Below are 11,832 nucleotides of genomic sequence, written 5' to 3'. Positions count from 1 at the left end.
CATTAGATAAAAACTGCTAATTTACAGTGCATAATAATAATTCGAAGGGAGTGGATGTTAATGTATGAAGCCATAGATATAGTCACTAATGAGCTTTATGGAATTGATGATTGGTTAAAGAATTGCGAAAATAGAAAAGAAGGTTTATGCCGTGTTTGTGGTGAGAAAATTTATATTCGAGCTGATAAATCAGAAAATACAAAAACTCATTTTTCTCATTATAGGGAATCGAAATGTCCAACAATAGAAAAGAATCATAGACCCTTCGCTCATTTAAATGCCAGTGAACTTGATCTTGAAAATGGGAAAATAATTAAAGGTAAGGTTGCTGAACATTCATTTCTAATATTTGAGAAATGTAAAGGAATGGCCGAGAATTTGAATGCTAAAGAATTTAGAGATTTAATCGATTTTGCGACGCAAAAAGAAGTCTGGAATTATAAGGGACTTACGTTTACTTATGTTCCATACATTCTTTTAACCTGCAGGGAAAAATTCACAAAAGGGGAGAGGAATTATAGGAAAAGTGATTTTTATTTTGTATTTGATCCCAACATTAAGAATGTGGACGAGCTTTGGAATCAATCAGGAAAAAAACAAAAGCTTTGGAAAGTTGATTGTAAAGATAATAATGTAACTGAATATTCTATAGACAGCGCACTTTTACCGAAATGGTATGAATTCACAGACGAATATATTAGAAATAAATTCACTTAATTAGTATTGCAATTTAAACAAATTAATGAATAGATGGAGGCTTATATCCTCTGTCTTTTTTTGTTTACTATTATCCTAATTTCTTGCTTTCTTATATTAATGGGTAAATTTGTTGCTCTTGAACATCTAGATAACAAATTGTACGAATTCAATGTAAAATTAGGATATAATTACATTGTGTATTCCAGTAGTATTGTTGAACTTTTTATAGAATGATGTTGACTTTTCAAATTTAAATTGTGTGGAATTTTAATATATCTGAACGGTGGGACACAAATGCTTCCAAAATTAAATTTGTCATCTTTACCTTTATGGTTGGAAAATGATGTATCTTCTAGTGAAAATGGAAGGTATAAACACAATTTACTAAGAGAGAATCCTGAAGTTAGGCCAACTGTACTCGAAGATTTAAAAACTCTTGTTCAAAAATCTCACGATGATGCAAGATATAGGCTTCGAAGTTTCTTAGAGGATAATCTAGACCCACTCGATGAATGGAAAGATGAAATTGATCCAGCTGAGGGATATCCTCATTTTTTTGATTTGACAACGCTCAAAGGGTATTTTGGAGAATTTTTTTCTGGATTGATTGCTGAGAATCTGACGCTTTTTGACGAAGCGCATTGGAAAGTACCAGTTTTCTCCTTTAGATGGCACGACACCGCTTTTGACCAGCTTGAAATGATGCGCCAAACCGGAAATATGAAAGGTGCTATATTTGGCCGTACTGGAGATGACTGTGTTGCTTTTGTTATGGAGAAAGGAATAATTAAAAAGATCCTTTTCCTAGAGGCAAAATGCTCAGCTGCATATGATATGGGTATGATTAATGACGCCCATGTTAAAATCAGTACTAAAAATTTGGCACCATTGGAGATAAGGCGATTAATCGAAATCTTGCAAGATTATGAATCTAATCCTGATGCGGGAGTATGGATCCAAGCTCTTAGAGGACTATATAGGGAATATAAAAATGTAGATAGATATGATTGTGTAAGTTACATTTGTGGTCAATTTCCAAAAAGGCCAACGGAAAGAGTTTGCTGGATGCCACGTTTTGAACCACATCCAAGTTATAAAGGGGAAAGAATGTTAGAAGTTGCTGAGATTCATATTAATGACGTTAACAAACTTGTTAGCTTCGTTTATGGAAAGGAAGAATAGCAAGTGAATGAAAATGATTTTACATCAGAAGAGTTTGAAAACATTTATTTAGAATTAGCGGGCGATACGTTGTCCCCTTCAATAGCAAAATTATACAGTCATTATACTCGTATTAAAATGAAACAGCCTGGACTTCTTGGTTGGAGGACTGACGAGTTTTCTGAAAGATTAGAAGAAGCGGTTACATTAATTGATATTGGACTCTTTGAGAAAGAGCATGGACTAGCAAACTGGCGTAATGCATTAAGACGCGCTGGTGAACTTTTGGAGTGGTTGTCACTTCCAGATTTAAATGACAATCAACTTCCGCTACGTTTACTGGCAGCTGCTGTATACCAGTTAGCTGGGTATCCAGCACTTTCTTTGGGTTTATTAAATAATGAAATATTAGATTCGAATGATTCTCAAATGTTGACCATGCTACTGAAAGGGGATTTTCCTCATCTTTTAAGTTTGAATATAAGTTATTGGACAAAAGAGAGAAGCCTCAAAAACAAGCAAAATGATGTGGAACCTGATTCAATAGATAGCATTATAAATAATCGGATTGTAGATGAAGTGGTACGAGCTCTTGGGATATTCTGTACATACATGCGTTGGGGTGATGCAAAACGTTTGTCAATTGCACAGAAAAAGCTGCATGACTTATCAAAACTTATGATTTATGGTAATGATAGTTACTCGTGGTTGCTTTCTAAAATTGTCTCTGAAGTTGTAAAGGAATTTGTTACTAATTCATTACGATCAAATGTACAGTATCTTTTGGATGGTGTATCTGCTGACGGTAAGAAAGCATTTGAAAGATATTTAAGAAACAACTATCGAATTCAGAAATCTTTAGCTTGGTATTCACAAATTAAGGGTATTGAAAGACTAATAAAAGATGAATCCTTTACACTCTGTACACCTACCGGTTCTGGAAAAACAACAATTGCTGAGCTGGCCATAATTCAAAGTATGTTTCTTAAAATAAAGGAAGGTTCTTTAAATTTGTTAAACGTTGCTCCTATTACAATGTATTTGGTTCCTTCAAGAGCGCTTGCAACGGAAGTTGAATCAAAGCTTGGCAAAGTTTTAGGAGACTTAGGAAGTTCTTCGGTTAGAGTAACAGGACTATATGGCGGTATAGATTGGGGTCCCACAGATGCTTGGATTACTTCAAATGATCCAACTGTTTTAATATGCACTTACGAAAAAGCAGAGGCACTAATTAGATTTTTGGGTCCACTTTTTTTAAATCGTGTTTCACTAATTGTTATTGATGAAGTTCATTCAGTTCAATACAATAGCATTAATCATGAGGACCTAAGAAGTGGCGACAATAGGAACCTGAGACTTGAAACGTTAACAAATCGATTATTACGTTACACTGAGGGTAAAAGAACTATAGCCTTATCTGCGGTTGCCGAAGAAAATGAATTTCTTGCTAAATGGATATCTAGAAATGAAAATGCAGAACCAGTAATTTCTAGCTATCGTAGCACTCGTCAGCTCATAGGACGACTTGAGTGGATTCAGACAGGTGAGTATGAAATGCGCTTTGATATCCTCGATGGAAGTGATTTACTGTTTAATGATACTAATGGTTCGGAAAATGTACCATTTATTCAAAGACCTTTTGATCCTTTTCCTATACCATATAAAGTGATACCCAAAAGCTTTACAAATGAGAAAAATGGTGTTAGTAAGCGGCAAAGGCCACATTTATTTTGGGCTGCAATGCAGTTAGCACAGCCAGACGAACAAGGAAATCAACATTCAGTATTAATATCAATTACACAACATATCGGTGGTTATGCTGAAGATTTTTTGATTGTCTTAAATAAAGTATTAAAAGGAATAGAACTACCCCCATTCTTCATCCCCCCCTCTGAAACAGAGCATATTAAATTGTTTGAAAAATGCTTACTGGCTTGCGAGGATTATTTTGGTATTGAGTCAAATGAATATCAGTTATTATTAAAAGGTATTGCTGTTCACCATGGAAACATGCCAGGAGTAATGGCTCGGCTAATGGTAGAGCTTCTACAGAAGCATATTGTTCATATTGCTCTAGCTACATCAACGTTATCAGAAGGAGTGAATTTACCTTTTGAGACAGTAATAGTTCCAACTTTAACTCGTGGTGGTGATGTTATTCCATTATCAGAGTTTAAAAATCTAGCAGGTAGGGCAGGAAGACCAGGATCTGGAACAGAGGGTAGAACACTAGTGTTTTTGGAAACAGGAACTAGAGTATACAGTAGTCTAAATGCTCGTCAGAACTATGATTTACTTATCGATACAATGAGAAAAGAACAGCTTATGGAAGTTAGGAGCACACTTAGCCCTTTAGGTGCATTAATTCAGCATATTGCTGATGAATGGCGAAAAATTACCGGATCAAATTCTTTAAAGGAATTGTTGAATTGGCTTGAAAAAACAATTCCTTGTAATAGTGTAAATGAAGAGGATTTAGAACCTCATTATGCTGAAGAGGCATTGGATTCATTGGATGGTTATTTACTCTCTGTAATTGTCGAACAGGAAGAAGTAACCAACCAAAGTCTGAATCTAATAGAACTAGAAGAATATCTTCGCGATGTATGGAAAAAAACTTATGCTTGGCAAGTGATGCAGAATAAAGAAACATGGGAAAAAGTCTTTTTAAAGCGAGGCATATCAATACGTGAAAATGTATATCCAGATCCTGAAATAAGAAGACGTCTTTATCGGACAAGCGTAGCGCCGCGTTTTGGTAAAAAAATTATCAGTGAGTATCATTTGGTAAAAGCTCATTTGGCTATAGGATTTAATTATGCCAGCTGGACTTCAGATGAAAAAATAAATTATATTGTTGAAGCTGTAAAAGTAGTAGGAGATTTAGGGAAATTCAAAGTAAAGGAAAGCGTGAAAAGGGGCAAGAATGCTGGTAAATGGGACGAAGTGTTAACATGGTGGTTGCACCCAATTAAAGTATCGAAAAAGCCAGTAAAAAATGAAGTGTCCGAATGGATCAAATTCGTTAAAGGAAACTTTGAGTATAAATTCAGTTGGGGACTAGGTACAATTATGGCGTTGATTTTAGATGATCTTAATAACGGGGTCTTGGTAGAAACCAAAATTGAAGATTGGCCCAATACGGGCCTTCCATGGGTTGTGTTTTGGCTAAAGGAGCTAATTACTTGGGGAACTCTAGATCCTGTAGCTGCATTGTTACTTGCCCACGGTATAGAATTTACTCGTAAAACAGCAGAAGCAAAAGCAGAAGAGTATTATTCAAGTAGTGATCTTTCCGAGGAAGAGATATTAAACCCTTTAAAGATTAAAGAGTGGGTAGACATATATTCTAGAAAAGATATTAATATCCTGGATTTTTCTATAAAACCAATTAATGCGAACCTTACTCGAGATTTTAGCAATGCGAATAATAGAAAATGGAGAGTTCTCCCGATTATATTAGAGAACAATATATCTTGGATTGATCCAGCGGGATATGAATTGGCTACGAGTGATATATCATTGCAATGGGGTAATAATATGGAATCCAGATATGATTTTATATTAGATGTTGATACAAAGATGATTGACACCTCCACATTTTTATAAAAAATAAAACACTAAAATTTTCATTAACAATAATCAAGAATTATTATAGGCATGTAAATAAGAATAATTAAATAAGGATGATAAATTGATGGATAAATTAACGTTTCATTACCCTCCCGAATTATTTAATTTATTAGTTGATACAATCCCTTTATTAAATCGTTCAAAGAATGATGTGCTTTTATTTTTTAAAGGAGCTGGAGTAAAGAACTCATTATTATTGGATATTGAAAATACTATTCTTACAAATAGAGCTTCAATAAATAAATATGATATGGTTCGTACAATACTCGCACGACTCAATGAGTCAGGTGAAAATACGTTAAGAGAGAGGAGAGAGGTGGTAAAAAGAGTAGTAGAGTTTGAGAGTTATGAAAGTTGTTGGGATACAGATAGATTAAAAGCAAAAGGACTAGTTTATGAAGTTAGGCAATTAATTAATGTAAAAGATTCATTCACCAGAATGAAAAATGCAAAAGAAGAGGCTGAGCTGGAGATAAGAAAAGAATATCTTAAAAAAGCTGCTGAAGCTCAAAAACTCGCTCAAGCTAAAGAATTATTTAAGAATGAAATAAGTACACTGTTTGTTATGAAAGATCCACATAAACGCGGGAAATTATTTGAGGATGTTTTAAATAGGTTGTTTAGTTCATTTGGTATTCTGATTAAAGAGGCCTTTACCTTAACTGGGGATAGTAACGAAGGGATAATAGAGCAAATAGATGGTGTGATCGAACTAGACGGTGACTATTATCTTGTTGAAATGAAATGGTGGAACCAGGCTGTTGGCCCCGATGAAGTTGCTAAACATTTAGTGAGAGTATTTACACGAGGGCAAGCACGAGGTATATTTTTTTCAGTAAGTGGGTTCACGGAAGGTGCTCTGACCATGTGTAAGCAGTCATTAGATAAAGTTGTTATAGTTTTAGGAGATCTCTATGAATTTATAACCATGCTTGATAATGATGGCGATTTGAAAAGATTTCTTAAGGATAAAATTCAAGCAGCAATTATAGATAGAAATCCGTACTATAAAAGAGAATATTGATCTCAGATTTTCCTGTGGGGAGTTGTTGTAACTTCAGCGACTCCTGTAACGGAATACTCCATCCTCGTTTTTGTCGTATCGAATGATCAACAATATTCTTCTCTTTGATTCTACTGATTGCATGCTGCAGTTGTACAACCGGCGTTTCAGCCGTTTTTGCTTCATTCCTTTAATCATTTAAGTTACATAACAGGTGATTCAGACTGATTATAAAATTCCGAAGTATACAGGCCATAAGCGAAAAATAAGCAGGCTCAAAACTTTATTATCGTCTCTTATTTAAAGAGGATCTTCCATAAAGTAATCTTTGTTTGAATTGCCTGATAAGTGGGGCCTTTTATCAGATGATCTATATTTCAGGCTCCAAGTCTTTCTCCTGTCCCTGCTCTATTACCACCGCTTGTTCCTCCATAACGATCTCCTGTCCTTGGAGTTCTTTAAACTCCAGCGCCGAATTGATCTCGGACTGCCGCGTGACCAGTTGTTGCAGCTTCTGCTCATCCTCAAATGGCCTACCTAATTCTTTTTCTGATGCAGCAAGCTGCTCCAGCGTCTCTTCCTGATTCTGTATTGTAGCTTGAAGCAATGAAGGCAACTTCTCGATCAGGTTTTCGAGGCGAGAGATATTTCCCAGTGCTGAACCTCCAAGTTCTGCGGAGTGTGTTTCTGTTCCTTGGGCTCGTATATGGACATTATCATAAATTGAACGGAACAAGGAGAGCGGAAAACCACGATACTGGCCAATAACTTTAGATGGTTGATCCCTCTCGGTTAGTTTGGCTAACAGAAAAAGTACTTCCCCGGCTTGCGTTCTTTCTTCATAGTTGATTCCATCTAGTTGAATCAAGAAATCCAGTTGGCGATTTTGCTCAGCTAATTGAATATCGGCCTGAAGCTTCTCCATTTTCTCCTTACATACCTCGAGCATTAGAGGATACTGCTTATGGATACGCTGCTCCAACATCACCTGTTCATTTTGCCAATTGGCCTTCAGAAGCTTGAGACGGGCGACATCATTATCCACCTGCATCTTTTCGGCAAGCATAGGATTACCGGTAGCCACGGCCTTGACTTCCGCAGCAGACAGGACCGTTTCATCCGTATCTTCAAAGGAGCGGGAGATGCTTTTGCCGGTCATTACTTGGGAGATATAGCGTAACTTCTGCTCCTGAATTTGCCACAAGTACGAGTCGAAGGTTCCCTTTGTAACATAACGGAAAATCTGCACTACTGGATTGCGATTGCCCTGTCGCAGGATGCGGCCGTCACGCTGAATAATGTCAGAGGGTCGCCAGGGACAATCGGTATGATGCGCGGCAATGAGACGATCCTGAATATTGGTTCCGGTCCCAAGTTTGGAGGTGGAACCGAGCAGAACTCGGACTTCGCCGCGGCGCACTCGTTCGAACAATTCCTCTCGCTGAGCACCCGCCTTGGCATCATGGATAAAGGCGATTTCGTCCTCCGGTATGCCGCGAAGGATCAATTGACTTTTTACCTCATTGTACACGTTAAAGATTCCCGGCTTGGGTGTGCCGCTATCGCAGAAGACGACCTGGGTTAGTTTTTCAGCCTCTGTTTGCTGCCAAATTTCGTAGAGGTTATGGATGCAGCGATTTAATTTAGAGTCGGGATCAACGGGAGCGTCTTCATGAACTAGCCTGGGATCAATGGACATCAGTTTGGCTTCATGTGTCAGCTTGAGCATGTTATCCTCGGAAGCGTCCACATCATTGTTGCGGATCTGCTCTGCACGCACCACAAACTCGTCCATTAGCTGTTGCTGAAACGGAGAACACTCACTGATAATAACGGTGGCTTTATCACCTTCGAGTTTTGGCGTAGGCAATTGCAGCATATCAGCGGTTTGAATATCTGCCACTAGGCGAAATAGATTCATTAGTTCCGGCAGGTTGTGAAATTTGGCAAATCGGGATTTCATACGGTAGCCGCTGCCTTCTGGTGTGATTTCCAGTGAGGAAACCACTTCACCAAAGGTCGCCGCCCAATTGTCAAAAAAGTTAAGTCCCAGTTTTTGCAGCAAATGAGGCTGAAGAAAACGCTGCATCACGTACATTTCCGACATGCTGTTGCTGATCGGTGTACCTGTTGCAAAGACTACGCCACGTCCACTGTTCATTTCCTGCAGATACTGGCATTTGAGCAGCATATCGGTGGCCCGCTGGCTACTGGTTTTGCCGATTCCGGCGACATTTCTCATTTTCGTGAATGTAAAACAGTTTTTGTAGGCATGAGCCTCATCCACAAATAGCATATCTACACCTAATTGTTCAAAGGTGAGCAGATCATCTTTTTTGCCTTCATTCGCTAGACGCTCCAAACGGGATTTTAAATTGTTCTCAAACACTACCATCTGCTTGATGCTCCAGTTGTCTCCCTTTTCCTTTTTCACCTGGTCAATGGCTTGAGTCACATTGCGAATTTCATCTTGCAGGAGCTGCTCCTGGCGTTCACTGGAAATAGGGATCTTCTCAAACTGGCTATGTCCGATAATAACTGCATCGTAGTTTCCCATGGCAATGCGTGAGACAAAGCGTTGACGATTAGGCATGGCAAAATCCTTTTTCGTAGTCACGAGAATGTTTGCCGCAGGGAAGAAACGCAAAAACTCATTTGCCCATTGCTCCGTGAGGTGATTAGGTACACAGTACATTGGTTTTTGAATTGCTCCGATGCGCTTTAACAGCATGCCGGCAGTAATCATTGCTGCAGTTTTGCCTGCGCCGACTTCATGGGCCATAAGCGCCGTACCGGAGTAGAGAATTCGGGCCACCACATCTTTTTGATGCTTTCGGAGATGCATTTCCTCATTCATCCCTGCGAATATGAGATGATCACCGTTGTAATGGCGAGGACGAATATTGTTGAACTTATCGTTATAAATCGCTAGCAGATTGTCAGTGCGGTCCTTATCGCGGAATAACCAGGAAGCAAAGGCTTCCTTCATCTGCTGCTGCTTAGCACGGGCAATCATCGTTTCCTTAGCATTCACGACATACTTGATTTGTTCGTTGCCACTAGAGTCCACAAAGCTAAAAGGATCGCGGATGGTGATACTTTGCAGGTTCAGGCTGGATTCGTAAATCTCATAAGCGCTGGCACGACGTGTTCCATAGGTTTGGTTCACTTTTATGGAATCACGCTCCAGTGATTTGCCTGATACACGCCATAGGTTAGTGAATTCTAGATAATCTAGGTCGACAGTTTGCGTGGTCTGCAGCACCTTAGCGGTGCCGAAGGTTTCATACATAAATTCCCGGTAATACCGTACCGGAATCCATGGACTGCCAATGCGAAAATCAATTTCGCCGGGAAGCAGAGGGGCGGGCTGAACAGCGGTTAGTGCAGATACGTTGCGCTGAAACAGATCTGGGAACTCTTTCGCTTTTAGGATGGCGTAGGCTAATTTGTCCTTAACGTTACTGGATAGGTAATCCTCATCCAGCTCCCAACCTTCTTCTTCATCACCTGTATAGTTCTGTGGATTTAAAAAGATACGCTCGCCCAATTCCTCACGGATTTCGGCTGTCGTTGTACGGCACAAATGAGCCATGTAGGGCAAGTCAATGCGCAGCCGCTGATTCAGACAGATTTGCAATGCTTCGATCGCAGACTCTGCGTGATCGGGGAGATTGTTGGGACGGATGGTAGGGCGAAAAAAAATAGCTGCTTTACTCCATGTTTTCTCTGTATTCAGGTCTTCGATGGAACGGAGTAGCGGCAGTTGATCGTCGTCGGCAAAAGCGGCTGTATTGGCTCGATCATTAATATAACCGCAGGAATGGACAAAGCGGTCATATGCACTGTTTAATGTATGCTGAGCTGCTATCAGTTCAGTTTCTTCATAACCATATTCACGGGACTGAAGTGAAATTACTTCCAGCAGCGCAGTTCGGATTTCGCATAATCCTTTAATGCGTTCTGCCTTTTTTCCTTTAATGTTTTGGGGTAACAACTCACCCAATTCGCAATAATAGATCTGTCCTTGTTCGATGATATAGGTGAAGTTTTTGGTGCCCGCTGGTGCTTCTAAGCGCTTCGGTTCATCCGTGTCTATCAGCACCGATGGTTTTGACTCACTCTCTGAAGGTGGAAGAGAAGGGATGACAGCCTGCAATCTTTCCAGCGCCTGCTCCAGTACGTCGTATAATTGTTGGTTTTCATCCGGCACGCAAGCGGTTTGCTCGACCCCGTGCATTCCACGATCCCAAATCATCCGACCCAACAAATGGTCGGGGTTACTGAGGTAATAGCGATTTATAGGAATTCCGTCTGACGTTGTCCCGATGAACACCCATTCTGGCATGTCTTCTTTATTCAGTGAAAGCGGCTGCTCCCGTTTTTGCAAAAAGACAATATCCGTGGTCACGGTAGCTCCAGCCAGAACTTGAAAGGTCGTATTAGGCAGGCGAGCAGCACCTATAAGGTCCGCTTTTTGGGCCAGAATTTCTCGAACCGAAGAATCCTGTTTGTCCATCGTTCCCTTGCTGACGATGAAGGCGAGAATACCACCGGGTTTCAACAGGTCTAGAGCTTTAATGAAAAAGTAATCGTGTATTAAATGATTGCTTTGATAGTGCTGGTCAAAGATGCGAATATTGTTGAACGGAATATTAGAAAACACCGCATCAAAATGAGTATTTCTCCAATCTACTGTTTCAAAGCCCTGAAGGTGAACTGTGGCTTGAGGGTACAACTGTCGAGAAATTCTGCCGGTCAGTTGATCCAATTCCACCCCGTGAAGCTCGGCTTGATTCCATTCCGGCGGCAGTACAGAGAAGAAATTGCCTGTACCCATGGACGGCTCTAACAGCTTGCGTCCAATTCCATCTGTTAGCCCAAACCGCTGTAAGGTAGTATAAATCGGTTGAATAACCGATTGTTCGGTGTAAAAGGCAGTAATTGTAGAATTACGTGCTGCGTCGTACTCTTCATTATCAAGTAATTGTTTCAACTCGGTATATTCACCCTCCCAACCAGATGCCGTAGGGTGGAAAGCATTCGCTAATCCGCCCCAACCCACATAACCGGCCAGGATCTGTTGTTCTTCCGCTGTAGCCTGACGCTGGGCGGCTTCTAGATGTTTAAGCAGGCGGATTGCTTCTACATTTCGCTTATACTTGCTTTTGGGGCCGGACACATAGGGAGAGGCTTCAGGATTAAAGCGATAGTTGACGGCATGGATAGGATCGGCGATAGAAGACGGCTCTGAGTTGAACGTACCTTCCTCAAAAGCGTCTTTCTTAGCCACGCTAGGAGGTGTTGGAAAAGTAGCTGTATCTTCTTCAGGCAGT

At 40.0% G+C, this 11,832-nt stretch carries 5 protein-coding genes; 4 read left to right on the top strand and 1 reads right to left on the bottom strand.

The annotated features are described in order from the left end of the window. Positions 1-60: 60 nt before the first annotated feature. The 4 genes from P40081_RS26145 (at position 61) to P40081_RS26130 (ending at position 6,517) form a co-directional block, all read left to right on the top strand. Positions 61-717, top strand: a complete 657-nt coding sequence (locus P40081_RS26145) for a hypothetical protein (protein ID WP_052422012.1) — start codon at positions 61-63, stop codon at positions 715-717. A gap of 276 nt (positions 718-993) precedes the next feature. Next, a complete protein-coding gene (locus tag P40081_RS26140; protein WP_042139136.1) occupies positions 994-1,881 on the top strand; it encodes a hypothetical protein in 888 nt (295 codons plus the stop codon). Positions 1,882-1,884: 3 nt separating this feature from the next. Then, positions 1,885-5,469 carry a DEAD/DEAH box helicase gene (locus tag P40081_RS26135; RefSeq protein WP_042139134.1) on the top strand — a complete coding sequence of 1,195 codons (3,585 nt, stop codon included), beginning with the start codon at positions 1,885-1,887 and terminating at the stop codon, positions 5,467-5,469. Between the two features lie 88 nt (positions 5,470-5,557). Further along, entirely contained in the window at positions 5,558-6,517 is a 960-nt protein-coding gene (locus P40081_RS26130) for a restriction endonuclease (protein ID WP_042139133.1), read from the top strand. Positions 6,518-6,866: 349 nt separating this feature from the next. Here P40081_RS26130 and P40081_RS39930 read toward each other — a convergent pair whose 3' ends face one another. Beyond that, entirely contained in the window at positions 6,867-9,341 is a 2,475-nt protein-coding gene (locus tag P40081_RS39930; RefSeq protein WP_331281732.1) for a helicase-related protein, read from the bottom strand. Positions 9,342-11,832 lie beyond the last annotated feature (2,491 nt).

Origin of the sequence: Paenibacillus sp. FSL P4-0081, from assembly GCF_000758565.1 — a bacterium.
In the GTDB taxonomy this organism is placed as follows: Bacteria; Bacillota; Bacilli; order Paenibacillales; family Paenibacillaceae; genus Paenibacillus_AQ; species Paenibacillus_AQ phytohabitans.
This window is presented reverse-complemented; position numbering and strand designations above follow the sequence as displayed.